Source organism: Sphingobium psychrophilum, assembly GCF_012927105.1.
Lineage (GTDB): Bacteria > Pseudomonadota > Alphaproteobacteria > Sphingomonadales > Sphingomonadaceae > Sphingobium > Sphingobium psychrophilum.
The window spans coordinates 135,185-161,478 of the sequence record NZ_JABBFV010000001.1; the positions used below are offsets into that span (position 1 = coordinate 135,185).

Genomic DNA, 26,294 nt, shown 5'->3' on the forward strand with positions numbered 1-26,294 from the left:
GCTGTCCTAGCTGCCAAATCGATAGGTGAGTTGGAGGCCGTAGGTCCGCGGATCGCCATAATAGACGGTGCTGGCCGGAAAGGAACTGAGCAGCACGGCCGGGCCGATCGGATATTGTTTATCAAACAGGTTGCGGACATAGGCCGCGATGCTGATGCCGCGCCCGCCAATGTCGCTCAACTCCAGGCGGCTGTTGACGACATCATAGCCGGGCAGTTGCTGGCCGAACTGCGCATCATAGGCCGATGTGTGATAGAGGTCGGCGTTGAAGGCGAGTTCCCCATCCATCGGGCGGATCGGCAGCACGGCGCGTAAAGCGGCTGTCCCCGAGAATTTGGGCGTGGGCAGCGTGACTTCGTTCTTGGTCAGCGTCAGCGGGCCGAACGGCTTTACATCATCGACCTTCTGATCGACATAGGCACCGCCAAAGCTGAACGTCAGCCAGGGCGCTGGCTCGATCACGAGTTCGGCCTCTATGCCGCGCACGGTCGCGTCGGATGCGTTGATGGCGAGCGAGGTCCGGGTCGGCTGATCGGGTGCCGTCGGCGGAATACCGAGCGGGCGGACGTTAAAGAATTGCAGCGCGTCCTTATATTTGGTCTGGAACGCCGAGACGTTGAAGCGGCCTTTCATGACGCCTGCGCGCCAATTGAGTTTCATACCCAGTTCGACGTCGGTGACCTGTTCCTGCTTCACCTTCTGATAAGGACGCAGGTCAGGGCAATCGATGCCGCCCAGGCACGCGCCGACGCCCCCCGTCGTGAACGGCGTTTCGAACAGCGGCGTGTTGACGTTGACGCCGCGAATGCCGCGCCGGGACGTGACATAGAGGAACAGGTCGTCGGTCGCCTGATAATCCAGCCCCACGGTCCAGGTCGCATAATCGCCCTTGTTCTTCACGATGCCGGTGCCGTCGGGCAGGCCAAGCGCGGCCTGATCGGCGCATTGCTGCTGGCTGAGCGCCCCTGCCAGGCTGTTGCCCGCGCACGCCTCTACCTTGTCCCATGTGTAGCGCGCGCCTGCGTTGGCGGTCAGCTTGTCGGTGATCTTGAATCCCACCTGCGCGAACAGGGCGAAGCTGCTGTTGGTATAATGCGACGTGCTATAATTCACCGCCGGGCCGTAAAGGTCGATGAAGCTGAACTGCTGCGGGAAATTGACGTTGGTGCCGGTGGGCTTGTCCTTGCTGTAGAAGGCGCCCGCAATCCAATTGAGGCGGCCCATGTCGCCCAGCACCTGAAACTCGTCGGTGAGGAAGGATTTATTCGCTTCGGCGCCGGTGTGATAGATGACAAGCCGTCCTTGAGGACCGATCAACTGGCGGGTGCCCTGGGTATTGACGAACTGATAATTATAGACGTCGCGATAGCCGAAAATGTTGCGGATGGTGACGTCGCCCAGTTCCAGGCTGGTGGTATTGGTGATGCCCCAGATCCGCCGATCTGCCGCGACTTTCAGGCCGCTGCCATCGTTGACCAATTCGTTCGTGACCTTGTACGGACCGTTGGCCTGTTGCTGCGCGAACAGGCTGGCGAGATCCGCTTCGTAGACAGCCGCGTCGGCTGGCGCGAATCCGAAGCCGCCGACCAATATACCCGACAGCACACCGGCATTGTAGCGATAGGGCACTTCGGCAGCGGGATTTTCCCGCGCGCGGAAATAGTCGAAGACCAGCGTGTTGGTCAGATTTTCGGTAGGCTGGAGTAGCAGCGACGCGCGAAAGCTCAACTGGTTGGTGTCGTCCAGATCGGGATTGCCGGGTGTCAGGTTCTTCGTCCGGCCGTCACGGTTGCGATACTGCGCAGCGATGCGAAGCGCCGCCACATCTTTGGCCAACGGCACGTTGAGCGCACCTTCCAGTTCCTTATAGTCCAGATTGCCATAGCCCGCCTGGATATAGCCTTCGGTATCAAAGGTGGGCTTTTTGGAATTGACCAGCACCGCGCCGCCGATGGTGTTGCGCCCGAACAATGTGCCCTGCGGACCTTTCAGCACCTGAATATTGGCAAGATCAAAAGTCGGGATATTGCCACCCTCTTTGGAGAGCGGCACATCGTTGAAATAGGCGACGATCGCGGGCACGCCTTCGCCGATCGGCAATTGGCCCAGGCCGCGCAGCGACAATGTCGGCTGGTTCTTGCCGCCCTCCTGCGAGAAACGGAATCCGGGGGTGAGCGTGGCGACATCGCTCAGATCCTGGACCGATTTCTGCTCCAGCATCTCGGCAGAGATTGCGGTGATCGATACCGGCACCGACTGAAGCGATTCCTCGCGGCGGCGGGCGGTCACGACGATATCCTGTAGTCCGCTATTTACCGAAGGCTGGTCGGCAGGCTGCTGTGCCAAGGCCGGTACGGCGGTCGCGATCAGGGTCAGTGCGCTGGTGGCAAGCACCTGGAATTTGACGGATTTCATAGCTTCATCTCCCCTTGGGCACCTTCTGTGTCGATCCATGGATCGCCTGTGGTGCTCCGGTGCAAACTAGGGCAGCCGCCGCCGGGGTACGACCGCCTTTGCTATCGCTGGTTGCAAAGACGCTATCGCTGAGCGCGCCATACCTATCTGGCCCAGACCAGTGGAAGGGATTCCACATGGATGATGTTGCTGAGATAGAAGGGCACATCGAACCCCGGTTGCACTGTAAAAGCGGGCAGGGCGGCGAGCATTTCCTGCATGGCGATCTGTAGCTCGCGCCGGGCGAGATGTGCGCCGAGGCAGCGATGCGGGCCATAGCCGAAGGTCAGATGCGACGGGCGGCGGTCGAAGCGAATCCGCGCCGGTGCCTCGAACGCTTCGGGATCGTTCGATCCCAATGGGGTCGACATCGCAACCCGGTCACCCGCGCGGATCGTGACATCGTGCAGCATCACGTCTTTGGTGCAGATGCGGAAGGTCGTGACAGCGGCATAAGCGCGCAGCAACTCCTCAATGGCTACGGTGGCACCCGCCGGATTTTGCCGCAGAGCGTCCTGATCGGCCGGATGGGTCGCCAGATGCTGGAAATGCAGGCCGATATTCGCCGACACCGTATCCAGTCCGCCGAGATACAGGTTGAAGCAGTGGCCGAACACTTCTTCAGGCGTCCATTTGCGCCCCTCATACTCCAGTTGGAGCGCGATGCTGATCAGGTCGTCGCCGGGCTTTTTGCGACGATCTTCGATGGCGTTAAGCAGATAAGCCTTCACCGCGCGCGTGCCCTTGACGCGGTCTTCCATGTCGTCGGTGTGCAACAGGGAAAATTCCCAATCGAGAAACTGCTGCATCTCTTCCTGCGGCAGGTCGAGCAGATCGAGGAAAATGGACACCGGGAAAGGGATGGCGAAATCCCGGACGAAATCGCATTCCCCCCGGGCCTTGAACTTGTCGATATATTCCCGCGCGCGCAGGCGAACCTTGCCGTCCAGTTCGCCCATCCGCTTGGGCGAAAAGACGGGATTGAGTGCATTGCGAAAGCCGGTGTGTCGGGGCGGGTCAAGTTCGGTCGGGATGATGTCCCAGCTTTCGCCGATCCCCGCGGCAAAGCCGGTATTGCCGCGTTTGCCGAAACTGTCGGTATCGGCGTAGATTTTCCGCAGGTCTTCCGCGCGCCGCACCACCCAGCCCGGCTGACGCCCAGGAAACACGTCGGTGCCGTAGAAGATCGGCGGGCCTTCATGCAGTCTGGGAATGATGTCGGTATAGGGATTGACCGTCGTCGCCCGACGCGGCGTCAGGGCAAAGGGCATGACGAGTTCGCGTGGCACATTGTCGGGAAGGTCGATCACTAGCAGCCTTTCTTGTCCAGGTTTCGATCGGGCACGCTTACTGTCCGCCGAAACGATAGCGCATACCGATCCCGACCACGCGGGGGTCACCCGCATAATCGACCGCCACGCCCAGACCACCGGTCTGGTAGAGATCGGAAAAGCGACGGCTGAGATATTTCTTCGCCGTCAGGTTGCGGCCATAGACATAGAGTTCGATATTCGGATCTTTGAGCTGATAGGCGATGCGGCCGTTGAGCAGGCCGTATCCTGCCGTTTCACCTAACGCATTTTCCTGCGCATAGGCGGCCTTGACCGCAGCGGTCTGCTGGTCCGAGGCCACCACCGGATTGAAATGCTGCTTGCCGACATAGGCGTAATTGACGTGCAGGATCAGGTCGCCGGTCGACAGGGCGATGGTCTGCGTCGCGCCGATGCTAAACTGGATCTTGGGCAGTTGCGTCAGCGCACGACCGCTGAGGTCAACCGTGCAGTCGTAACGCGGGACGCCAGCGGCTGTCGGCGGCGCGGCGGCGCATCCTGTCAGCGGCGTGGCGCTGGTGATCCGCTGCACTTCGGAAATGCTCCCGGCCTTATATTTGCCGTTGAGCAGCGAGAGATTGCCCGAAATTTCCATGCCCGACCATGGTGCCGCCACGACCTCGAACTCTGCCCCCCAGACGCGGGTATCGCCGTTATTCTGGGTATATTGGGTGACGCCCACGCCAGGTGCAACGGCATTGACGATCACCTGCGCATTGCTTTTCCAGGTGTGGAACAGCGCGACGTTGGTGCGCAGCCGATTATCGAGCCAGCTCGCCTTGATGCCGCCTTCCACGTCCTTGACCTTCTCGGGCGAGAAGGCGGGGAGCGACCCGGCGCGTATATTGAAGCCGCCTGCCTTGGCCGCGCCGCGCGTGGCCACGTAGAGGAAGATGTCCTCGCTCGCCTGCCAGTCCAGACCCAGGTTCCAGGCGGGATAGGAGAAATTTTTCGACTGGGTCTGGTTGCACTGCGTCGCCGTGGGCGTCTGGTCTGGATTGACCAGATTGCAGTTTACGCCGAACGGCGTGCCCGCGACGGGCGCGTTAGGGGCGAGGCCGAGCACCTGCTGATTGTGCAGGACAACCTCCCGCCCGTCCCAGGTGTAGCGAAAGCCGCCCACTGCACGCACGCTGTCGGTCAGATTATAATAGAGCTGCGCATAGGCACCCTTGGTCGTATTCTTCGCGTCGCCGAAGCTGTTGCGGATCAACCCGCCGAAAATCTGCGATCGGGAATATTCAAAGCCTGTTTCGCGCGAGGCATAGCCGCCTAGAATATAGCTCAGCTTATCCGTGATGTTGCCGGATAGCTGGAGCTCCTGCGAATAGGATTCCGAATGCGCGCCGCCGAACACGGCAAGGACGGGGGATGGCGATCCATCGAGGTCGATCAGACCGTCGGAATCCGAATAGCGATAAGCGGTGATCGATTTGAGCTTATGTTCGCCGATGTCGATGTTGACGACACCGGAAAAGCCATAGGCAACCAGCTTGTCGAACGGCAACTGGCTGTATTTCGCCTGGATGTCGGCAGGCAACGTGGCGAAGGTCGGGTTGGTCGTGGGCCGCACAAGCCCACCTGCATAGGTCGTGTACCAATTGTCCTTGGTGTGAATGGCGCTGGCCAGTCCGGGTGCAAAGGCTGCCAACGGCCCCTGAAACGACAGCGGGTTGAACCCGGCGGTCTGGGCAAGCTGGCCCATGTCTGTGATCCTGTTGTAATCGCCGCTCAGGGTAACGTCGAATCCGTCCCTTTCATATTTCAGCTTGCCGCGCAGGAAGTGGCTTTTCTGATCGCCCACGTCGCGGTTCAGCCGGGCATTGTCGCCATAGCCGTTGCGATCATGGAAATCATAGACAACACGCGCGGCCAGGCCCTCTGCGAGCGGCACGTTCAAAACGGCTTCGACATCCCGATAGGCATAGTTGCCGACTTCGCCCTTCAGGCTGCCTTCCAGCCGATCGACAGGATCCTTGGACAGAATGTTGATCGCGCCGCCCGTCGTGTTGCGACCAAACAGCGTGCCCTGCGGACCACGCAGCACTTCGAGCCGCTGGAGATCGTGCAGATCGGTCAGGCCCTGCGAAGGCCGGGCTATATAAACGCCGTCGATATAGGTCGCGACCGCCGGATCGTTGGCGATCAGCGGCTGGAGATTGCCCTGGCCGCGGATCGACACGAATGCGAAGCCGGACGTGGAGGCAGAGCCGGTCGATATGACGACGCTGGGTGCGACACGCTGCACGTCCTGAACGCTGACGATCTGCGCGCGCTGGATCGCGACATCGCCCAATGCCGTGACGGCCAGCGGGGTGGTTTGCAGGCTTTCCTCGGTCCGCCGCGCGGTGACCACGATATCCTGAATGCCGCCGGACTGTTCCTGAGCCGCTTCCTGTGGTGCGACTTGCGCCCGCGCGGGCTGAGCCATCGCGACAGGCAGGCCCGACAGCATCGTCGCCACCATCAGTTTGGACGTTATCATCACTCTCTCCCACATATCTTTATTGTTGGCGGACAGGCGACATTTTGATGGGACGACAACCTACCTTAGGAAAGGGTGGCACGGTTCATCGATAGTGAAACGCGGGTCGGCGATAGCCGCGCCGCTTCCGCGTCACATGATTGTTGCGAAACGATAGCCTATTGCATTCCGGCGATAGCCTGTCGCCTTGCCCGCGGTTTCTCCCATGGTCAGAGATCGTTCCAGCAATCAGAAGAGCGGCTGCGGGCCGCTAAAAAGGACATGCACATGGCAACGCTAGACGCAGGCCGGATCGAAGCATTTCTCCGGCATCAACTTGATATGTTCAATCAGGGTCGGCGTGACGACTTCATCGCCGCCTACCGTGACATCGCGCCAGGCGGGCTGCTGATCGATGACCCGGTGGGCAGCGATCGTCAGGAGGGGCTGCACCTGATCGGGGAATTGTTCGACCGCTATGTCGGCTGGAAGCTGACATTTGTCGAACTGATCGTGAACGGGCATGAGGCCGCAGCCTGCGTACGGAACGAAGGCATGGTGAAAGGCCATCCCGTCACAGTGCACAGCCTTGAGACATATCATTTCGGCGAGGACGGCACCTTCCTGGCCCGCTATTTCCATCCGGCGATGTCGGCATGACCGCCGCGGACCGATTCGCGATACACAGGGACAAGATAGAACTGACCGCGACCGGCGCTCTGTCGGTCGAGACTGTCCTGAATGTCCGCCATTGGAACGACCGGTTGTTCAGCTTTTCGGTGACACGCCCGGCGAGCTTTCGGTTTCGATCCGGCGAGTTTGTCATGATCGGACTGGCGGGCGAGGGTGGCAAGCCGCTGTTGCGCGCCTATTCGGTGGCCAGCCCTGCCTATGCCGAGGAGCTGGAATTCCTGTCGATCAAGGTGGAGGACGGCCCCCTGACGTCGCGATTGCAGAATATCCGGCCCGGTGACCAGATATATCTTGGGCGCAAACCCACGGGTACATTGGTGACTGACGCGCTGTTGCCCGGCAACCGGCTGTTGCTGCTGTCAAGCGGCACCGGGCTGGCGCCGTTCCTCAGCCTGATCCGCGACCCCGACGTCTATGAACGCTATGACCGCGTGATCGTCGTCCACAGCGTCAGGCAGGCAAGCGACCTGGCATTTCGTGCGGAGCTGGAATCCGGCCTGCGGGATGATCCGCTGGTATCGGAACCGGCAATGGCGCAACTATCCTATCTGCCCACGGTCACGCGCGAAGCCTTTACCTGCAACGCGCGCATCACAACGATGATCGAAGATGGCAGCCTGTTCGCGCAGGCTGGACTGAGTGGTGCGCCGCTCTCGGTCCAGACCGATCGCATCATGCTATGTGGCGGCCTGGCCATGATCAAGGATATCGCTCACCTGCTGGATGCGCGGGGCTTTATCGAAGGCTCCAACGCGAAGCCGGGCGATTATGTGATCGAAAGAGCCTTTGTCGGTTAAAAATGGCGGGATGCTGGTGACTTGCCATTTTCATAGATGGGCTTCAGATCGGCGCGGCCTCGGCTCGCCGGGCGTCAGCGGAAAGTGCATTGGCCAATCTATAACCAGGGATCACACCCTGCGCGACGTCAACCACAACGACCTGGACGGTAAGTTTCGGCCTATCGACGGCAGCTTTGGTTTCAGGCAGGCTTCAAAGCCGACAGTCGAAAAGTCCCAGAACCAGTCATTCTTTGGAGGCTCACCACGCAATTCGGAACGGACTAGCTCACCTGCGGTCGTGCACGAGGGAGACGGCATCATCGCGCGACGCATACTCATCACGGGAGCCAGTATAGCCGGTCGTTCCGTAGCTTATTGGCTTGACCGCCAAGGCCATAACGTCACCGTCGTCGAGCGCAATCCGGCTTTCCGCGGCGTCGGCCGCGAAGTCATACGAAATAAGTATCGAAAAACCGGCACGTGAGGCGGGCACGGGTGGGGAAGGGACTGCCTGGGTCAATGAGAAGGGCGCACCTGTGGCGGCATTCCTCAGCGCAGACATGGCCGGCGACGGCCCGACGGCGGAAATGGAGATCTTACGAGGCGATCTCGCTCGCACCGGGTCGAGGCCGATATCCACCCAGGTCGGCACCTCACGCGCTCGATCGCGGGCGACAGACAGCGTGACCTTCGATGCGCTGTCCAATCCGATGTCGCGCCTGCGGCCATGCTTCTGAACGCGGCACCCGCAGCTTTTAGAGCCACTGGATCGGACCACCAAAAACAAGCCATCGCCATGACCGAAACGGCCCGGTCGCTCTGCGGCCTTCACACCTGTTACGGAGAGCTGTCCCATGCCCATATTCTCCCACGCTTTTTACCACACGCCAAATCGGTCACCGACGGATGCGAGAGGATGAGGTGGGACGCGAATCAGCCCGGAAGGCCCGGAAATGCTGGGCTTTTTCGGTTCGCTAGGGATATAGGAAACAAGGTCTTGGCGGAGCGGCAGGGATTCGAACCCTGGATACGCTTTTGGCGTATACTCACTTTCCAGGCGAGCGCCTTCGACCACTCGGCCACCGCTCCGCATTGCACTGGAAGTGCGGCTCCCTATCGCGCGATGTGCCGCTAGGCAAGGGCTATGGGCAGGGGATGCTTTACTTTATGCCGCAGCCGCTGTTTGATCGCGCGATGAACCGCCTCCTCGCGCTTGCGCTGTCCACCGCCATCCTCCCCACCTGTCTTGCTACCCAGGCGCTCGCCGCCGATCCGCCCGCCACGCCGGCCGCCGTAGTGGTGCAGGCGCCGGCAGGCGCGTGGCGGCCGATATCCGCGGACGAACTGCTGATCATGACTATAGAGGGCGGCAAGCGCGTGGTCATCCAGCTCGCGCCCGCCTTCTCGCCACGCCATGTCGCCAACATTGCGACGCTGGCGAAGGCGCATTGGTGGGACGGCACCAGCATCAACCGGGTGCAGGATAATTATGTCGTGCAATGGGGCGACGCGACCGAGAAGAAGCCGATGCCGCCCGGCCTGTCTCCCACCAGCCCGGCCGATTATACGCTGCCCTTGGCGACGCGCCGGCTTGCAGTAACGCCCTTGCCCTATGTCGATCCCTACGCCCCCTCGACCGGCTTCGTGGGCGGCTGGCCGGTGGCGATGGACGGCACGTCGGCCTGGCTGCCCCATTGCTATGGCTATGTCGGCGTCGGCCGCAATCTATCGCCGGACGCCGGGACGGGCGCCGAACTTTACACCGTGATCGGTCAGGCGCCACGTCAGCTCGACCGCAACATCGCCGTCGTCGGCCGCGTAATCGAGGGCATGGCGTATCTGTCCAGCCTACCGCGCGGATCGGGCGAACTGGGCTTCTACACGCCGACCGAACATCAGGTGCCGATCCTGACCGTTCGCCTCGCCAGCGAATTGTCCTTTGCCGACCGCCCGCGCTTCGAGATGATGGATACGCTGTCCTCCAGCTTCGCCGACTATCTGCGCCTGCGCGCCAACCGGAAGGATGATTTCTACGACCGGCCGGCCGGCGGCGTAGACATCTGCAATGCGCCGGTGCCGGTCAGGGCCGCGCCTTAAAACGGGAACCTTCGTCATCCCGCCTGCGCTATGATGGCGCAGAGCGGCGCGATGGCAACGTGCCCCCATTTTTGGAGAGGCGCGATGATCGTCGGCACCGTGAAGGAAATCAAGAATCACGAATATCGCGTCGGCCTGACCCCCGAAAGCGTGCATGAACTGACAGCGCACGGTCATCGCGTGCTGGTGGAGAGCGGCGCGGGCGAGGGGGTCGGTGCCAGCGACGCGCTGTACAAGAAAGCGGGGGCGGAGATTGCCGCTACCGCCGCCGACATATTCGCTACCGCCGACATGATCGTGAAGGTGAAGGAGCCGCAGTCACAGGAGCGCGCCCTGCTGCGGCCGGGCCAGATCCTTTACACCTATCTGCACCTTGCGCCCGACCCGGACCAGGCCCGCGATCTGATCGCGTCTGGCGCGACCTGCATCGCCTATGAAACCGTGACCGACGCCCATGGCGGCCTGCCGCTGCTGAAACCGATGAGCCAGGTCGCTGGTCGCATGGCGATCCAGGCCGGGGCGACGGCTCTGGAAAAGGCGCATGGTGGCCGCGGCGTGCTGCTGGGCGGGGTGCCGGGCGTGCTGCCGGCCAAAGTGGCGGTGATCGGCGGCGGCGTGGTCGGCTTCAACGCGGCGCAGATGGCGGCGGGCCTGGGCGCCGACGTCACCATCCTCGATCGCAGCCCCGAAGTGCTGGAAAAGCTCGGCATGTATTTTGAAGCGCGGGCCAAGACTCGCTTTTCCAACCGCGCGAACCTCGCCGAATGCGTGGCGGACGCCGATCTGGTGATTGGCGCGGTGCTGATCCCCGGCGCTGCCGCGCCCAAGCTGGTCACCGCCGCGATGCTGAAGACCATGAAAAAGGGCGCGGTGCTGGTCGATGTCGCGATCGATCAGGGCGGCTGCTTCGAAACCAGCCACGCCACCACCCATGCCGACCCAACCTATATTATCGACGGCATCGTCCATTATTGCGTCGCCAACATGCCCGGCGCGGTCGCGCGCACCAGTACCTATGCGCTCAACAATGTGACGTTGCCCCATGCGCTGCGCATCGCCGAACTGGGGTGGAAGGACGCATTGCGTGGCGACGCGCACCTGCGCGCGGGCCTCAACATCTGGGACGGGAAGGTCACTTATCAGGCCGTCGCGCAAGATCTGGGCCTGCCCTATACGCCCGCGGACGACGCGGTCGCCTGATGCCGCGACGTCCTTTTGTCTCTCCATCGTCTTGCACTTTAGGCCATGGCCTTGCGGGTTCGCGCCTCTCGTTCGTCTAGCGGGTCAGGGGGACATGACCACATGCCCCCCATGCAGCTTGATTTCGCCGAAGAGAGGCATGGTTTTACGTCATGGTCGATTTCCCCACTTTCCCCGCCTTGATCCGTAAAGGCGAACGCAGCAACATGTGCGCTGACCGCATCGGGCAGGAAGGGACGCGATAATGCACGGCGAACTGATGACCTGGCTTGTCCCGCTAGTTTCGATGCTGGCCGCCGGACTGGTGGCGGGCTTTGCCGCGGGCATTTTCGGCATTGGCGGCGGTTTCGTCGTCGTGCCAGCGCTGCTGGTCGTGCTGCCCCTGCTGGGCGGCACGCATGACGCGATTGCGCATGTCGCGATCGGTACGTCGGCGGCGACCATCATCGTCACCTCCATCCGCTCGCTGCTGGCCCATGCCAAGCGCGGCGCGGTGGAGTTCGAAGTGCTGCGGGCCTGGGCGCCCTGGATCGTGCTGGGCTGCGGCGTCGGCGTGATGCTCGCGGGCCATGTCGACGGCAATACGCTCAAGATGATCTTCGCCACCGGCGTCGGCCTGATGTCGCTCAATTTCCTGCTGCCCAGCATCAGTGGCAAGGTCGTCAGCGACACCATGCCATCGGGCATCGTCCGCATGGGGATCGCCGGGGGCCTTGGCACCTTTTCCTCGCTGCTCGGCATCGGCGGCGGCGTGATTGCGATCATGGTGATGACGCTCTGCGGCCGCACCATTCACCGCGCGATCGCGACGGCATCGGGCATCGGCACGCTGATCGCCATCCCCACCACCATCGGTTTCGCCATCATCGGGTTCAAGGAAGGCGGTCTGCCCTGGGGTTCGCTGGGCTATATCAATATCCCCGCGACGCTGGCGATCGCCTCCATGTCGATGCTGACCGCGCCGCTGGGCGTTGCCGCCGCGCACAGCCTGCCGGCCGGGCCGCTCAAGAAGATTTTCGGCACCTATCTGATCATCATTTCGGTCATCATGTTCCGCGCCGGCCTGCAAGGATAAACCGGCCTTTCAATTCAAGGCTGAACAAAGCCGCCGGTGACGGGCTAACAAGCTTTGTCACTGGCGGCCTTTCGCGTTATCTGCGAGCCGGGGGACATGATGGCGCAGGCAGACGCGATTTCGATATTGCTGGTGGAAGATGATGAGGCCGCGCGCGCCAACATCGCCACGATCCTCACCGACGCTGGCATGGTGGTGGAACAAGCGATCGACGGTGCCACCGGCCTAAACCGCGCGGGCGGCGGCAGCCACGACGTCATCATCCTCGATCGGATGCTGCCCCATTTGTCCGGCATCGACATTGTCACCCGGCTGCGCGTGGCCGGCGTGGGCGCGCCGGTGTTGATGCTGTCGGCGCTCGGCCGCAGCGAACATCGGGTCGAGGGGCTGGAAAGCGGCGTGGACGATTATCTCGCCAAGCCCTTCGAACCCGACGAACTGGTCGCCCGCGTCCGCGCGCTGTGGCGTCGGGCCAGTCGGCGCAGTCATGAGCCGGTGCTGCTGTTCGGCGACTTGGAATGTCATGTGAAGGCGCGCACGGCCTTTCGCCAGGGCAGGCATTTGCCGCTTTCGCCCAAGGAATTCGAACTGTTCCGCTATCTGATGGAACATGCAGGCGAAGTGGTGACGCGCGAAATGCTGCTGCGCCAGGTGTGGAAATTGAGCTTTGATCCCCAGACCAATGTCGTGGACGTCAATGTCGGCCGCCTGCGCCGGAAGCTGGAGGACGGATTCGACGGTCCGGTGCTGGAAACCGTGTGGGGCACCGGCTATCGGCTGATCGCCGCGGCGGGGGCAGGGCCAGGGACGGGTACGGGGTCGCCGAGTGCCTAGACCCGGCCTGTTTCGGTCGGTCTTTGGGCGGGTCACGCTTTCGGCGCTGCTGGTCAGCCTCTTGTCCACGCTGGCGCTGTTCCTGGTGGTCCAAAAAATCGTCGAGGATGATGGCCGGACGATGCTGGCGCGAGAGGTAGACACCGACCTGGCGGGCCTTGCCGACGTCTATCTTAGCAGCGATGAGGCGGAACTCAGGGCGCGGATCGCCGACCGGCTCGTCATGAACCGCGAGGATGGCGAACGCAGCTGGTATCTGCTGACCGATCGGGCCGGCCGCCGCCTGGCCGGCAATCTCGATCGCTGGCCGATGATCGCGTCCGAAGTGTCGGAGGCGCGCTATGTCATCTTGCCCGATGGTGACCGCATGTTCGCGCGGGCGACCCAGCTTGGCACCGGTGCCCGCCTGCTGGTGGGACGCAGCAATTATCGCGGCCAGGCGCTGCTCGCGCGGCTCGCCATGGCTTTCGCCATCGCCGGGGCAGGCATCGCGCTGCTCAGCCTGATCGCGGGTCACTTTGCCGCCCGTCGCCTGCGCGCGCGGGTGGAGGTGGTGAACGCGGCCTTCGCCGCCGTCCGCGCCGGGCGGATCGCCGCGCGCGCGCCGGGGCCGGGGAATAATGACGAACTGGCCGAACTGGCCGCCAACACCAACGCCATGCTCGACCAGGTCGAACGGCTGGTGGAGGCGCAGCGCGCCGTGTCGGACCAGACCGCGCATGAGATTCGCACCCCGCTGATGCATCTCGACACCCGCATACTCAAGGCGATGGAGGGGACGCAGGACGAAGCGCTGCTGCGCACGCTTGACCAGTCGCGTGCGGAAATCCGCGGCGTCGTGCGGCTGCTCGATTCGCTGCTCGACATTGCCGGCACCCAGGCGATGCGCGGCGACCTGCGCGGCCTGGCCGAAGTCGATTTGAGCGACATCGCCGAAAGCCTGGCCGATCTCTATGGCGCCAGCGCGGAGGATTTGGGCATCGGCTTCCATGCGCGGATCGCGCCAGGCGTGCGGGCGCGTGCCGACCCGATGCAGATGACGCGGCTCATGTCCAACCTGCTCGACAATGCCTTCAAATATGTGCCCAGCGGCGGCTCGATCGTGCTGGAACTGGCCCCCGGCCCGCATATCGTGGTGCAGGATAATGGCCCCGGGATCCCGCCCGCTGACCGGGAGCGGGTGTTCGAACGCTATGTCCGGCTTGACGGCGCGCGGGGTGGGGGGCATGGCCTTGGCCTTTCGCTCGCCAGGGCGATCGCAGAGCGACACGAATTGTCGCTGCATGTGGAGGACGCCGCGCCTGGTGCGCGGTTCGTGCTCCAGCCGGAGGATCGCGATGATTAGGCTGCTCTTGTCGGGATTGCTGCTCGCCGCCGGGCCGGCCGCGCCGGCGGCCGACATTTTGCCCGCCGATCCGGTGTTGCGGACATTGATGGAAGGCGATGTGGCGCAGGGCGATGGCAATCACGCCGCGTTGCTCGACACCGCGCAAATCCTCAAGGCGCTCGGCGCGACCCCGGCGGAGGGACAGGATGATCTGGCTGCGCGCTGGACGCAGGAGGCGCAGGATCATGGCGTCACCCGCTCGGCGCTGGGTTTCCGGGGGCGGGCGCTGGGGCCGGCCTATCGGCGCGGATCGCTCGGCGCGCGGGGCAGCATGACCGTGCGTCAGCTGTTCTTCGCCGGACAGCGCGCCCAAATCTCGGTCGCGCCTGCCCGCGGCGCAGCCAATCTGTCGATGCGGGTGCAGGGCGCGGACGGCAATACGCTCTGCGCCAAGCCGATCGGAGAAGCCCAAGCAGACTGCGCGTGGCTGCCGCTCTTCACCGATCGCTACGACATTGTGATCGAAAATGGCGGGCCTGTTCCGGCGGCCTTCTACCTGGTTGTGCGATAAGTCCGACTTTTTCGAGTTGCGCCCGCTTCGGCCCGTCGTCTCAATTCCTCGCTTCGTCCATTCTGCACATCCGTTCAGGCGAAAAAGGCCGGGGTCGGCGCGTTGTGTCCTCCATGGTTCAGATCAGAAGAGGAGAAGAACCCATGATGTACGCAAAGCTTCTCGCCTCCGCCGCCCTGCTAGGCATGGCGCCCGCCGCCGTTCTGGCGCAGGAAGGGCCGGTCAGCTATGAAGAACAGCTGGCCCAGGTCGAAACCCAACTCGTCTATCAGGCGCCGATCGCGGGCGTTCAAAATAATTACTGGTTCCATTATCAGACCGATCTTGCCGAAGCGCGCAAGGAACTGACCAGCGATCTGCGCGGCTCGTCCGATGCGGAGGATAATCGCGACGCCTGGGAGGAATATCGTGCTGAACTGGCTGATGCACGCGGCGATTACGCCAAGGAAATGGCCGAAAAGGGCTATCCGATGGGTGAGGTGCGCGTACTGACCGACAATGGCCGCTGACGCCTGATACGGGGGCGGGCAGCGCCTGCCCCCTCAATCGGCATTCGGGTCGCGGAAATTCAGCCGCCGTGTCACCGTATAGTCCAGCACGCCGACCAGCAGATAGCTGATCCATTGTTTCAGCAGGGTGAGGCCGCTGCGGCCGGACCGATGCGCCTCCAGGCTGATGGCCCGGCTCCGCTCCGCCTCACGCTCAACGAACTGGCGCACCTCTTGGGCAAATCCGGCATCCTCCACCCGCAACATCACCTCCAGGTTGATGAATAGGCTGCGCATGTCGAAATTGGCCGATCCCACATAGACGGCGTCGTCGATGACGATCAGCTTCATGTGCAGCTTGCAAGGCTGATATTCGTAAATCTCCACCCCGCGCCGCAGTAGCGGCCCATACAGCAATCGCGCGGCGGCCACGGTCGCGCCATTGTCCGACTTGGCTGGAAGGATGATGCGCGCCCCCTTGCGTCGCGCGGCGCGGGCGATGCGCTTGAGCATCCCGCGGCCTGGCGAGAAATAGGCGGCGATCATGTCGACCCGCTGCGCCTGCTCCAGATCATGTTTCACAACCTGCGCCCAGGGACTGAGCCGCCGGGTCGGCCCGCCGATCAGCCAGCGGAACGGGTCGTCAGGATGGTGGTGCAGCGAGGGATGCCATTGTCGGACCATACGTCGCAACGTGCGAAACCGATGCTTCTTGGTGGAGCCCCAGCGCCATAGCTGGCCATACCAGCGCGTCATCGCCTCCACCTGGTCGCCGACGATCAGCAGGCCGATGTCGCGCCAGCAATCGTCGGCGGGTATCCCGAAATAGCCGTCCTCGACATTGAAGCCGCCGATCATCAGCCGCTTGTCGTCGGCGATCGCCATCTTCTGATGATTGCGGATCAGATAGCGGGTGGAGCGGCTGGTCCCGAACCGCGCGAAATGCGCACCTGCTTCGATCAGCGGCACAAAAAAGTCGTCGGGCGTAGCGGCCGATCCGAACCCGTCGACCATCAGCGTCACTGTCACCCCGCGCCGCCGCGCGGCGATCAGCGCGTCGCGCACCAGCGTCCCGCTGCCATCGGCCGCGAAGATATAATAATAGAGTTTCAGGCTGTGCTGCGCGCCGTCGATCAGGGCGACCAGCGCGTCGCGCAACGCCGGGCCGTCCGCGATCAGGCGCAGATGATTGCCCTGCAGGTCCAGGCGGATATCGTCCGCAGCGGCGCAAGCGGGTGTCGGGTCGGTAGTCGCCATGGCGCCCTCATGCCTATTTTAATCGGGTTTCGCCATGGCTTTATAGCCTTCTCATTGACTCTGATTAGGACCGATGCTAGGCGCCCTGTTCACGACTTTCCTTCCGTTATTTGCAGGAGGCCCTGTTTGGCCCGCGTTACCGTCGAAGATTGCGTCGACAAGGTTACCAACCGTTTTGACCTCGTCCTTCTCGCTGCGCAGCGCGCACGGGAAATTTCCGGCGGGGCCGAGCTGACGCTCGACCGCGACCGCGACAAGAATCCGGTCGTCGCCCTGCGTGAGATCGCAGAGGAAACCGTATTGCCCGCCGATCTCCATGCTTCGGTCGTTGCGTCGCTGCAAAAGGTGCAGATTGATGACGACGATACGCCGGACGAGATCGGATCGATCGCCCAGTCGGCGGAGGCCCTGCGCCTCACCGCCGCTGCGCCGCCGCGCAACCAGAATATCGGCGGCGATTACGACGGCTGATCGCTGGACAAGTTTGGAGAGGAACGAAGGCCCGGCCTGCGTAAGCAGGACCGGGCCTCGCTTTTGGTGACGTAGAAAAAGGCGCGGGGGACGGCATGTCCCAAGCGCCTTTTGCGTTTTTAGCAGCTGCCGTTGCGGTCGATCGCCCGGCCGGCCAGCGCACCAGCGCCCGCGCCGATGATCGTACCCGGCGCACGGTCGCCGCGGGTATCGACGGCCCGGCCCAGCAGGGCACCGGCTACACCGCCGACCAACAGGCCGGTGGTGCCGCCCGACTTGCGGCAGCGATAGCGGTTGTCGTCACGATAGCTGCGACGCTGCGCATAACGGTCGCCACGATGATGATCGCTGCGATACTCGCGATGATGACCGCGACGATCATGGTCGCGGGCGTAGGAGACGGACGGTGCGACCGCGCTCAGCGATGCGGCGGCAAGAGCGATGGCCAGGGCGGCTTTGCGAATGATCATGTGACTTCTCCTCAGACCTGTATTCTTTGACTGTGATCTGGGTATCGCATGAGCCACTTGTTTCGTTCCTGAACCGGCCTGTTATGCACCGTTCAGCTATGGCGCTAAGGTGCTAAAGCGACAGCGCCTGCTGCCCGCCGCCCAGTTCCGGCAGCGCCCAATCGATCGCGCCGCGGCCCTTGGCTTCCAGAAAGGCGTTGGCCCTGGAAAAGGGCCGCGATCCCAGAAAACCGTTATGCGCGGACAGGGGGGAGGGGTGGGCGGACTTGATCACCAGATGGCGGCTTTCGTCAACGAAGCCTGCCTTGCGCTGGGCATAGGCGCCCCACAGCAGGAAGACGACCGGCTCCTCCTTCTGTGCGACGATCCGCACCACCGCGTCGGTGAACAGTTCCCAGCCCTTGCCTTGATGCGACGCGGCCCGGCCCATCTCGACCGTCAATACGCTGTTGAGCAACAACACGCCTTGCCTCGCCCAATGCTCCAAAAAGCCATGGCTCGCCCGCGCGATGCCCAGGTCCGCCTGCATCTCCTTGTAGATATTGACCAGCGACGGCGGCGTGCGCACGCCCGGCTGCACCGAAAAACACAGGCCATGCGCTTGCCCTTCGCCATGATAGGGGTCTTGCCCCAATATCACGGCCTTCACCTGGTCCAGCGGCGTCAGGTCCAGCGCGTGAAAATATTCGCTGCCCTTGGGGAAGATGCGTTTCCCCGCCGCTTTTTCTGCCCGCAGGAAATCCTTCAGCCCCTGCATATGCGGGGCGGCGAATTGGTCGGCCAGCGGCGCGCGCCAGCTTTCGTGCAGCTTGATGGTGTCGCTCATGCCGCCTGATGGCGCGGGGCGCAAAGCCCTGTCAACCTGCCTCAATCGGGGGCAAAGCCTCTTGCCTCCCGCGCGCCGATCCGCGACAGGAAAAATCATGTCGTTTGCTCGCCCCGTCAGCCTGTTCGCCGCCTTTGGCCTATTCCTTGCCCCGCTGCCCAGCGCCGATGCCTTCGGTCCGCAGCCCAAGCCGCTGGTCCAGCAGAGCGCCGAAGCGAAATTGTTGGGCGAGTTCGCCCGCTTTGCCGCCCTGTCGGACGGTTCGGTCGGGATCGCGGTGCGCGACCTGCAAACGGGTGAGACGCAGGCACTGAATGGCGACACACTGTTCCCGATGGCCAGCGCTTACAAAGTCGCGGTGGCGGGGCGCATCTTCGCGCTGGTCGATGCGGGGCAGGCGCGCCTGGACGAACAGCTTGCGCTCGACCCTGCCTTGGCGAGCGAAGGCGGCATCGCCTGGATGTTCTCCCGCCCCGGCGCGAGCCTGTCGATCGACCGGCTGCTGGAACTGATGCTGCAAAAGAGCGACAATAATGCGACCGACGTGCTGGTCGCGCGTGCGGGCGGGCCGCAGGCGATCACCGGCTTCGTGAACAAGCTGGGCGTCACCGGGCTGCGCGTCGACAGCGACACTGTGCATCTCCTCTACCGCGCCATGGGCATCCATCCGCTGGCGGGCAGCTTCCGCCAGAATGCGGACGCCGCCCGCCGCGCCGATCCGCAACTGGTCACGCGCGACATCCGCGATCTGCCCAATATGGCCTTCGCCAATGAAATACAGGATACATCGACACCCTCGGCGATGCTCGACCTGATCGCCGCCTATGAATCGGGCCGCGCGCTGTCGGCGGCCAGCACCCAGCGCCTGTTCACCATCATGGCGAATTGCGAAACGGGGAAGAAGCGCATCGTCGGCATGTTGCCACCCGGCACGGCGGTCGCGCACAAGACAGGGTCGTTGAACGGCATCGGCAATGATGCGGGCGTGGTGCGTTTGCCTGACGGCCGCCGCTTCGCCATCGCGGTCTTCGTGATGAAGGACGGCAAGGGCCATGTGGCGCGGGATCGCATCATCGCGGAGGCGGCGCGGGCGGCCTATGACTATTTCCTCTATGCTCCCGACAGGGCGCACGGTCTGGCGCATAAGACTTAACAGCCACCGGCTGTGTCGTTACGCTTGCGGTCAAAGAGAGGATGCCAGACCTATGGCCGTGACACGCATGAAGCGCTTCCGCGACTTTTGGCCCTATTATCTACAGGAACATGCACGTCCGGGCACCCGCGCGCTGCATTATGCGGGCACCAGCCTGGTGGTGGCGCTGGTCGCCGCGGCACCCTTTGCCGGGCGATGGTGGATGGCGGCCGCCCTGCCGCTGGTGGGCTATGGTTTCGCCTGGGCCGGCCACAGCCTGATCGAACGCAATCGCCCCGCCACCTTCCGCTATCCGTTCTGGTCGCTGCGCGCCGATTTCGTCATGTGGTATCGCTTCCTGACCGGCCATATGGGGCGTGACCTGGCCCGCGCCGGGGTGCGCGCCGACGGCACGGTCGATCCGGCCCTGCGCGTCTCTGCCTGATCGATTTGGCTGAGCGATCCGCTTGACCCGCCCCCGTGCTCTGCCAAAAGGGCGCGATGATAGTATCCGCGACCTTCTCGCAGCCCGACCGGGCGACCCTGGCTGAGCGCTGGCAGGCTCTGGAGGCGCGGTCGGAAGGTAGTTTCTTCCTCGGCTGGACTTGGGTTGGTGCATGGCTCGACAGCTATGGCGTCCGGCCCGATCTGCTCGCCGTCACGGACGCAGCGGGACAGGATGTGGCGCTGGCGCTGGTCGGCCATGCCATGCAGCCGCGCCTGCTGGGCGGCATTGCGACGCTCAGCCTCAACCAGTCGGGCGATCCCCAGGCCGATCGACCCTATGTCGAATATAATGGCCTGCTGACCGAAGCCGGGCGCGAAACGGAAGCCGACGCGGCCGCGATCGCTGCCCTCACGCGCCGCCGCGACTGGCGGGCGCTGACGCTCAGCGGGATCGCGCCCGATTCGCCGCTGCTCGGCCTGCCCGCGCGCCGCCGCAACCGGATCGATGTGTCGCCCGTCTATCAGGTCGATCTCGACGCTGTACGCGCAGCCGACGGCGACTATCTGTCGCTGCTCAGCACCAATACGCGCAGCCAGATCCGCCGCGCGATGAAGGATCATGGCGGCCCGCTTCCCGATGTGGCTATTGGCGGCCTGGACGACGTCACGCCCTGGCTGGAAGAAATGGCCGTACTCAACGGCGGTCGCCATGCCGACAATGCCTGGGACGACGCCGGCTTCCGCGGTTTCGTCGGCACCATCTGCGCGCGGGGTCTGTCATCGGGTGCGGTGCAACTGCTGCGTTTCACCGATGCCGGTGGCGTGGTCGGGCTGCTGGTCAATTTCGTCCATCGCGGCGTGGCGATGAACTATCAGTCCGCCTTTGCCGCGCCGCGCACCCCCAAGGACAAGCCCGGCCTGCTGTGCCATACGGCGGCGGTCGGCCATTATGCTGTGCGCGGCCTGTCCCGCTATTCGCTGCTGGCGGGCAAGGATCGCTACAAGCAGAGCCTTGCTACCTGCGAGGAATCGCTGGAATGGTGGGTGCTGGAACGGTTCAGCCCGCGCCTCGAAGCCGAAGCGCTGCTGCGCCGGTTGCTTAAGCGCCCAGCTTCCGCATGATGCGATAGACGAGGCGACGGATGCCCTGCGCCTCCGGCCGCGAGGTGACCGTGCCGACAGGCAGGCCGCGCTTGCGCAGCAGCGCGTTGAAACTATGCAACTCGCCCTCCGCCACGCTGCGTTCCGACCGCCATGTCACCGACAGGCTGACCGACACGGTCGGGCCATTCTCGACGAAGTGCGGCGCCTTCACCGGCACATGGATCGCGTCGCCCGGCGCCAGCCGCACGGCCGTACCACGCGCCTTGAACCCGTCCTGCCAGACGAGGTTGCGGTGGCCGCCGCCATGGAAATCCTCGCTCTTCTGCGCCGGCACCAGATGCTGGTCGCGCGCGGGGAAGACGGTCATCGTCTTGATGCCCATGATCTGGAGCAGGATATTATGCTCCGGGTCCATATGGAAAGGCGTGACGCTGCCAGGTGAGGAGAGAAAGATGAACGCCTCGCGATGCAGCATCGGCCCGGTCCGGTCCGCGACGATCGGGGCCAGTTCCGCCAGCGCCGCGTCCAGCAGCGCGGCATAGGCCGGGTCGCGCTCGACATTCTTCAGCACCGCCCAGCTGCCATTGCTGTCGATCGTGCGGATCGTCTCGCCCAGCGTCAGCCCGTTGGACGGCGTATCCTCCGGCCGCACGCCAAGCGGCAGCTTGCCCAGATTATATTCGACCGAGGCGGCGGGCATCCGCTCGGCCAGCGTCGCCAGCGCGTCGAGCGTCAGCAGGCCGTGGCCGACCAGTCCATGGTGCAGCTTGGTCGATTGGTCGGGATAGGCGGCGGCAAAGGCGGCGCGCGCATCGTCGGGAAAAATGGCGTCGGCGGCCGGAGCGATCGGGCTATGGGCGGTCATGCCTGTCCTTTCAGTTTTCTGGCGATCGCCTCCACTCCGTTGGCGAGTGCGAAGGCGGCGCCGCGCTGCATCCGGGCGATGCCGACGCCATGCAGGGCGATGCGATATTGCACGATGGTCCGCCGTTCCGCCCACAGGCTGTCGATCATCGGATGATCGGGGGCGGCGCAACTATCCATCCAGCCGATCGCCGGATCGGCCTGGACCGCGTTCAGATTGGCGATCTCGATCAGAACGCCCGGCGAAAAGCGGCCGAGCGTCTCGTCGAACGCGATCTTGAAGGAGAAAGCCCCTTCGCCATGGCGGAAATTGACCAGCATCGCGATCGCCCTGTCATCCAGGTCGATTCGCAGCATGTGCAGGCGTCCGGCGTCGAAGGCGGCGGCGCAGGCGGCGCGGAAGAAGGCGGCATCGGCCGGCTTGCACGCCAGCGCCGTGCCTTCCTGCCCCTTCCAGCCCGATGCCTCCAGCGCCAGGAAATCGCCGCACCATCGCGCCAGATCATCCCGTTCGGTCAGCAGGCGCGTCTCGACAGCCCCCATCTCCGCCAGCCGTTTTTGCAGGCGGCGCAATTCCTTGCGCTTCTTGGACCGGACCTGCGTTTCCCAATAGGCGTCGCCGGTCAGGTCCGACCGCAGCATGGCGCGATCATAGCGATGGATTTCCAGTCGCCCGCGCCTTTGCTCCACGCATAAGGCTTCCAGCGCCGCGGCATTGGCACCAGCGGCATCCAGCGCTTCGAGGTGTAGGAAACCGCGCGCCCAGGGCGCTGCGTCCAGCTGCGCCAGGAAGCTGCGCCACGCGGCGACTTCATGCCCCCGGCGGATGATCGGCGCGCCGAAGAAGCAATGATCGTGCATCCAGTTCGCCACGCAGCCGATCGGCAGACGGCCGTGGCGGGGCTTGCGGACGACGGGCAGCAGGCCGATCGCCCTATCGCCGTCGCGCGCCTCGATCAGGTGGATGTCTCCGTCGCCCACAAGATGATGGATCGCCGCGACCAGCATGTCGGGCGCATAGAAGGCGTTGGCCTCCGCGGTGTCGCGCGCCAGAGCCAGCCAGCGCGCCTGCTGGCTCTGCTCGATCAGGTCGCGCGACGGGAGCGCCGGATGGGATGCCATGTCCATGGCCTTCGCTTAGGTGATAAAGATTAGAGGGGGGTAAAGATCGGCGAAAGTCTGAGCGTTCCGCGCGGCTTGCGGCGGATCAGGGCTTTACAAGCCGTGGTGGATTGTCTGAGACGGGGGAGGGGACGCGCATCTGCACCCAGGCCAAGAGGGAAATGCATGACGATCCTCGTTACCGGAGCTGCCGGATTCATCGGCATGCATGTCGCCGACCGGCTTTTGGCGCAGGGCCATGCCGTGATCGGCATCGACAATATGAACGATTATTATCCGGTATCGCTGAAGCGGGACCGGATCGCCCGATTGCAGGCCGACCATGGTCGGCTCTTCACCTTCCACGAACTGGATTTCGCTGACCTTGACGCGCTGCACGCCGCGCTGGCCGACCAGGTGATCGAGTCGATCGTGCATCTGGGCGCGCAGGCGGGGGTGCGCTATTCGCTGATCAATCCCCATGCCTATGTCCGCTCCAACCTGGCAGGCCATGTCAACATGCTCGAACTGGCGCGGGAACGGCGGGTGCGGCATTTGGTTTATGCCTCCTCCTCTTCGGTCTATGGCGGCAACGACACGCTGCCCTTTCGGGTGGAGGACCGCGCCGACCACCCCGTCTCGCTCTACGCCGCGACCAAGCGCGCCGATGAACTGATGAGCGAAACCTACGCTCATCTCTTCCGCATCCCCATGACGGGCCTGCGCTTCTTCACCGTCTATGGTCCTTGGGGGCGACCCGACATGGCGATGTGGATCTTCACCTCGAAGATACTGGCGGGCGAACCGATCCCGGTGTTCAACCATGGCCGGATGCAGCGCGACTTCACCTATATAGACGACATCGTAAGCGGCATCATCGGCTGCCTCGATCATCCACCCGCCGACGATGGTGCGCCCAAAGCCGGGGGCAGTCGCGCGCCGCACCGGCTCTACAATATCGGCAATAACCAACCTGAAGAACTAATGCATCTGATCGCCGTGCTGGAAGACGCTCTGGGTCGCAAGGCCGAGATCGACTTCCAGCCGATGCAGCCTGGCGACGTGCACGCCACCTATGCAGACATCAGCGCGATCTCGCAGGATATTGGTTTCGCTCCGACAACGGGAATCGAGTCGGGCGTGCCGCGATTCGTGCAATGGTATCGTGACTATCATGCAACGCGATGACCGCATGATGCATGCGCACGTAGGAAATAGGAATTGGTTCCACGGCTTGTCGCTATATATAATCAGTTCACCTTGCCGCTATCAGGGCTGACCGCCTGTGATTGCTGCGAATTTTCTTTCGCACTTGCAAAATAGATTGCCATAAGTGCCTGAAACAGCGTAAGCCGTGCTCCCATGCTGGTTGCAAAATCAGCTAGGGGTCGCGGAACGAGGGAAAGACGACGCATCGAATACGATGGTTCGTCGCCGTTGATCCGGCCGGAGAGTTCGGCCGTGAGAAAGCGGATAAAAGGGCAAACGCGTGTCGACACCAGCTTCGAAGATCGTCCCGTTCGGCTCCGGCGGCCGTATCGTGGAGACTGCCTGCCGCAGTCTCTCGATTGCAGCTTTCGGGCTTAATGCGCTGGAGGCCAAATTTTCCGAACGGGAATTTGCCGCCACCTTCCTGCGCGTGATCGGCGTCATTATGAAAGTACGCGGCCGCGTGATCGTCACCGGCATCGGCAAGAGCGGCATCGTCGCGCGCAAGATGACCGCTACCCTCACCTCCACTGGCACACCCGCGATTTTCCTGCACCCTGCGGATGCGGGTCACGGCGATCTGGGCATGATCACCCCGGACGATGTCGTGCTGATGCTGTCCCATTCGGGCGAATCGACCGAACTCGGCCCGATCATCCATTATTGCAAGCGCTTCGCCATTCCGCTCGTGGCCATCACGGCCCAGCCCAACAGCACCGTCGCCATGGCGGCCGACATGTGCGTGGTGATGCCGGAAGTCGAAGAAGCCTGCCCCAATTCGCTCGCTCCCACGACATCGACCACGGTGCAGATGGCGCTGGGCGATGCGCTCGCCATCTCCTTGATGGAAATGCGCGGCTTTTCCGCCGACGACTTCCATAAATTCCATCCCAATGGCCGGCTCGGCGCGCAACTGGTCAAGGTGCGTGAACTGATGGCCACCGGCGACGACGTGCCGATGGTGTTGGAAGAGGCGTCGCTGCTGGACGCGACCATCGAAATGTCGCGCGCGCGCTTGGGTGGCACGGCGATCGTCGATCGCAACGGCCGGCTGATCGGTGCCTTTACGGACGGCGACCTGCGCCGCACCATAACCAGCAAGCAGAATCTGACCGAAAATGTGAGCCGCGCCATGACGTTGACGCCCTTTGCCGTCGGTCCTGACGAACTCGCGTCGGAAGCGATGCACTTGATGAACGAACGCAATATCATGCTGCTCTTCGTCTGCGACAATGGCCGCCTGATCGGGGCGGTCCATATGCACGACCTGCTCCACGCCGGCGTCGCCTGAGCCTTCTCGTCGTCATTCCCGCGCGGGCGGCGTCTTCCCGTCTGCCGCGCAAGCCGCTTCGCCTGATCGCCGGGCGGACGCTGCTGCACCGCACGATCGCCATGGCGCGGGCGGCGATCGGCACCCGCGCGGACGTCGCCTTGACCGTCGCGAGCGATGATGACGCGATCGCCGATCATGCTCGCGCCGCCGGCTGCGACGCGGTGATGACCGACAGCGCCATCGCCACCGGGTCGGGCCGCGCGCTCGCCGCGGCGCAGGCGCAGTCCTCGCCGCCACGCTTCGTCGTCAATCTCCAGGGCGACTCGCCTTTCCAGCCCGAAGGCGCGCTCGGCGCGGTGATTGCCGCGCTACAGGGTGGCGCGCCGGTCGCCACGCCGGTCATCTCGCTGGACTGGCCCGCGCTCGACGCGCTGCGCGAACATAAGACGCGCTCGCCCTTCAGCGGCACGACCTGCGCCCGTGCGCCCGATGGCCACGCGCTGTGGTTTTCCAAGACGATCATCCCGGCGATCCGCAATGAGGATAAGCTGCGCGAAACCGATCCCCGGTCGCCCGTCTGGCGGCATGTCGGCCTTTATGGCTATGCGCTGGACGCGCTGGAACGGTTCGAGGCCTGCCCGCCCACTGTGCTGGAAAATCTGGAGGGATTGGAGCAGTTGCGCCTGCTCGAACTGGGTATCCCGGTCATGACCGTCGCCGTCGATCCCCCGCGCTTCGACAGCAGCGGCATCGATACAGAGGCCGACATCAGCCGGGTTGAGGCGCTGATCGCCGTCTATGGCGATCCCACCCCGCCGCTCTGATCG

The 26,294-nt window shown here is 63.6% G+C and carries 25 protein-coding genes and 1 tRNA gene; 16 read left to right on the top strand and 10 right to left on the bottom strand.

What is annotated here, in order from left to right; all coding sequences use genetic code 11:
• Positions 1-6: 6 nt before the first annotated feature.
• The 3 genes from HHL08_RS00630 to HHL08_RS00640 all read right to left on the bottom strand — a co-directional run bounded on the left by HHL08_RS00630 (position 7) and on the right by HHL08_RS00640 (position 6,270).
• On the bottom strand, positions 7-2,415 hold the full coding sequence (locus HHL08_RS00630; RefSeq protein WP_169570502.1) for a TonB-dependent receptor: 2,409 nt from the start codon (positions 2,413-2,415) through the stop codon (positions 7-9).
• Positions 2,416-2,558: 143 nt separating this feature from the next.
• Positions 2,559-3,764: a cytochrome P450 gene (locus HHL08_RS26065; protein ID WP_169570504.1), complete on the bottom strand. Its 1,206-nt coding sequence runs from the start codon at positions 3,762-3,764 to the stop codon at positions 2,559-2,561.
• 37 nt (positions 3,765-3,801) lie between these two features.
• Complete coding sequence (locus tag HHL08_RS00640; RefSeq protein ID WP_169570506.1) at positions 3,802-6,270, bottom strand: TonB-dependent receptor; 2,469 nt, start codon at positions 6,268-6,270, stop codon at positions 3,802-3,804.
• Positions 6,271-6,345: 75 nt separating this feature from the next.
• On the opposite strand from HHL08_RS00640, the gene HHL08_RS00645 reads away from it, so the two are divergent.
• Complete coding sequence (locus HHL08_RS00645) at positions 6,346-6,909, top strand: hypothetical protein (protein WP_235954518.1); 564 nt, start codon at positions 6,346-6,348, stop codon at positions 6,907-6,909.
• On the top strand, positions 6,906-7,739 hold the full coding sequence (locus HHL08_RS00650; RefSeq protein ID WP_169570507.1) for a ferredoxin--NADP reductase: 834 nt from the start codon (positions 6,906-6,908) through the stop codon (positions 7,737-7,739). Before HHL08_RS00645 ends, HHL08_RS00650 begins: the two co-directional genes overlap by 4 nt.
• 268 nt (positions 7,740-8,007) lie before the next feature.
• Here the strand turns inward: HHL08_RS00650 and HHL08_RS00655 are convergent, their stop codons facing one another.
• Together HHL08_RS00655 and HHL08_RS00660 are read right to left on the bottom strand one after the other, a co-directional pair.
• Positions 8,008-8,577, bottom strand: a complete 570-nt coding sequence (locus tag HHL08_RS00655) for an Arm DNA-binding domain-containing protein (RefSeq protein ID WP_169570509.1) — start codon at positions 8,575-8,577, stop codon at positions 8,008-8,010.
• Between the two features lie 142 nt (positions 8,578-8,719).
• Positions 8,720-8,810 (bottom strand) — tRNA-Ser (locus HHL08_RS00660).
• A gap of 105 nt (positions 8,811-8,915) precedes the next feature.
• Here HHL08_RS00660 and HHL08_RS00665 point away from each other — a divergent pair.
• The 7 genes from HHL08_RS00665 (at position 8,916) to HHL08_RS00695 (ending at position 15,334) form a co-directional block, all read left to right on the top strand.
• Entirely contained in the window at positions 8,916-9,818 is a 903-nt protein-coding gene (locus HHL08_RS00665; protein WP_169570510.1) for a peptidylprolyl isomerase, read from the top strand.
• An 84-nt stretch (positions 9,819-9,902) separates the two neighbouring features.
• A complete protein-coding gene (gene ald, locus HHL08_RS00670; RefSeq protein ID WP_169570512.1) occupies positions 9,903-11,018 on the top strand; it encodes an alanine dehydrogenase in 1,116 nt (371 codons plus the stop codon).
• A gap of 244 nt (positions 11,019-11,262) precedes the next feature.
• On the top strand, positions 11,263-12,093 hold the full coding sequence (locus HHL08_RS00675; RefSeq protein WP_169570514.1) for a sulfite exporter TauE/SafE family protein: 831 nt from the start codon (positions 11,263-11,265) through the stop codon (positions 12,091-12,093).
• Between the two features lie 99 nt (positions 12,094-12,192).
• Positions 12,193-12,927, top strand: a complete 735-nt coding sequence (locus HHL08_RS00680) for a response regulator transcription factor (protein ID WP_169571064.1) — start codon at positions 12,193-12,195, stop codon at positions 12,925-12,927.
• A complete protein-coding gene (locus HHL08_RS00685; protein ID WP_169570516.1) occupies positions 12,920-14,272 on the top strand; it encodes a sensor histidine kinase in 1,353 nt (450 codons plus the stop codon). The genes HHL08_RS00680 and HHL08_RS00685 overlap by 8 nt, the downstream gene beginning before the upstream one ends.
• Positions 14,265-14,825 carry a hypothetical protein gene (locus HHL08_RS00690; RefSeq protein ID WP_169570517.1) on the top strand — a complete coding sequence of 187 codons (561 nt, stop codon included), beginning with the start codon at positions 14,265-14,267 and terminating at the stop codon, positions 14,823-14,825. The genes HHL08_RS00685 and HHL08_RS00690 overlap by 8 nt, the downstream gene beginning before the upstream one ends.
• 143 nt (positions 14,826-14,968) lie before the next feature.
• On the top strand, positions 14,969-15,334 hold the full coding sequence (locus HHL08_RS00695; protein WP_169570518.1) for a hypothetical protein: 366 nt from the start codon (positions 14,969-14,971) through the stop codon (positions 15,332-15,334).
• Between the two features lie 33 nt (positions 15,335-15,367).
• Here HHL08_RS00695 and HHL08_RS00700 read toward each other — a convergent pair whose 3' ends face one another.
• Positions 15,368-16,570 carry a phospholipase D-like domain-containing protein gene (locus tag HHL08_RS00700; protein WP_169570520.1) on the bottom strand — a complete coding sequence of 401 codons (1,203 nt, stop codon included), beginning with the start codon at positions 16,568-16,570 and terminating at the stop codon, positions 15,368-15,370.
• A gap of 126 nt (positions 16,571-16,696) precedes the next feature.
• Between HHL08_RS00700 and rpoZ the strand changes: the two genes are divergently transcribed.
• On the top strand, positions 16,697-17,041 hold the full coding sequence (gene rpoZ, locus HHL08_RS00705) for a DNA-directed RNA polymerase subunit omega (RefSeq protein WP_056687026.1): 345 nt from the start codon (positions 16,697-16,699) through the stop codon (positions 17,039-17,041).
• A gap of 119 nt (positions 17,042-17,160) precedes the next feature.
• Here rpoZ and HHL08_RS00710 read toward each other — a convergent pair whose 3' ends face one another.
• Complete coding sequence (locus HHL08_RS00710) at positions 17,161-17,511, bottom strand: glycine zipper 2TM domain-containing protein (RefSeq protein WP_169570522.1); 351 nt, start codon at positions 17,509-17,511, stop codon at positions 17,161-17,163.
• A 112-nt stretch (positions 17,512-17,623) separates the two neighbouring features.
• The gene (gene ung / locus HHL08_RS00715) at positions 17,624-18,337 is read right to left on the bottom strand and encodes a uracil-DNA glycosylase (RefSeq protein ID WP_169570523.1); all 714 of its coding nucleotides are present in this window, start codon (positions 18,335-18,337) and stop codon (positions 17,624-17,626) included.
• Between the two features lie 97 nt (positions 18,338-18,434).
• Here ung and HHL08_RS00720 point away from each other — a divergent pair, with 97 nt between their 5' ends.
• The 3 genes from HHL08_RS00720 to HHL08_RS00730 are packed head-to-tail and all read left to right on the top strand — an operon-like array spanning position 18,435 to position 21,038.
• Complete coding sequence (locus tag HHL08_RS00720) at positions 18,435-19,490, top strand: serine hydrolase (protein WP_169570524.1); 1,056 nt, start codon at positions 18,435-18,437, stop codon at positions 19,488-19,490.
• A 52-nt stretch (positions 19,491-19,542) separates the two neighbouring features.
• Positions 19,543-19,914, top strand: coding sequence for an Mpo1-like protein (locus HHL08_RS00725; RefSeq protein WP_235954524.1), 372 nt, complete (start codon positions 19,543-19,545; stop codon positions 19,912-19,914).
• Positions 19,915-19,970: 56 nt separating this feature from the next.
• Positions 19,971-21,038, top strand: coding sequence for a GNAT family N-acetyltransferase (locus HHL08_RS00730; RefSeq protein WP_169570526.1), 1,068 nt, complete (start codon positions 19,971-19,973; stop codon positions 21,036-21,038).
• On the opposite strand, the gene HHL08_RS00735 is transcribed toward HHL08_RS00730, so the two are convergent.
• Together HHL08_RS00735 and HHL08_RS00740 are read right to left on the bottom strand one after the other, a co-directional pair.
• The gene (locus HHL08_RS00735; RefSeq protein ID WP_169570528.1) at positions 21,016-21,885 is read right to left on the bottom strand and encodes a cupin-like domain-containing protein; all 870 of its coding nucleotides are present in this window, start codon (positions 21,883-21,885) and stop codon (positions 21,016-21,018) included. The genes HHL08_RS00730 and HHL08_RS00735 overlap by 23 nt on opposite strands.
• Entirely contained in the window at positions 21,882-23,012 is a 1,131-nt protein-coding gene (locus tag HHL08_RS00740) for a GNAT family N-acetyltransferase (RefSeq protein ID WP_169570529.1), read from the bottom strand. The genes HHL08_RS00735 and HHL08_RS00740 overlap by 4 nt, the downstream gene beginning before the upstream one ends.
• Before the next feature lie 159 nt (positions 23,013-23,171).
• Between HHL08_RS00740 and HHL08_RS00745 the strand changes: the two genes are divergently transcribed.
• The 3 genes from HHL08_RS00745 to kdsB all read left to right on the top strand — a co-directional run bounded on the left by HHL08_RS00745 (position 23,172) and on the right by kdsB (position 26,291).
• A complete protein-coding gene (locus tag HHL08_RS00745; RefSeq protein ID WP_169570531.1) occupies positions 23,172-24,173 on the top strand; it encodes an NAD-dependent epimerase/dehydratase family protein in 1,002 nt (333 codons plus the stop codon).
• 352 nt (positions 24,174-24,525) lie between these two features.
• Entirely contained in the window at positions 24,526-25,485 is a 960-nt protein-coding gene (locus tag HHL08_RS00750; protein ID WP_169571066.1) for a KpsF/GutQ family sugar-phosphate isomerase, read from the top strand.
• Entirely contained in the window at positions 25,482-26,291 is an 810-nt protein-coding gene (gene kdsB / locus HHL08_RS00755) for a 3-deoxy-manno-octulosonate cytidylyltransferase (RefSeq protein WP_169571067.1), read from the top strand. Before HHL08_RS00750 ends, kdsB begins: the two co-directional genes overlap by 4 nt.
• Positions 26,292-26,294 lie beyond the last annotated feature (3 nt).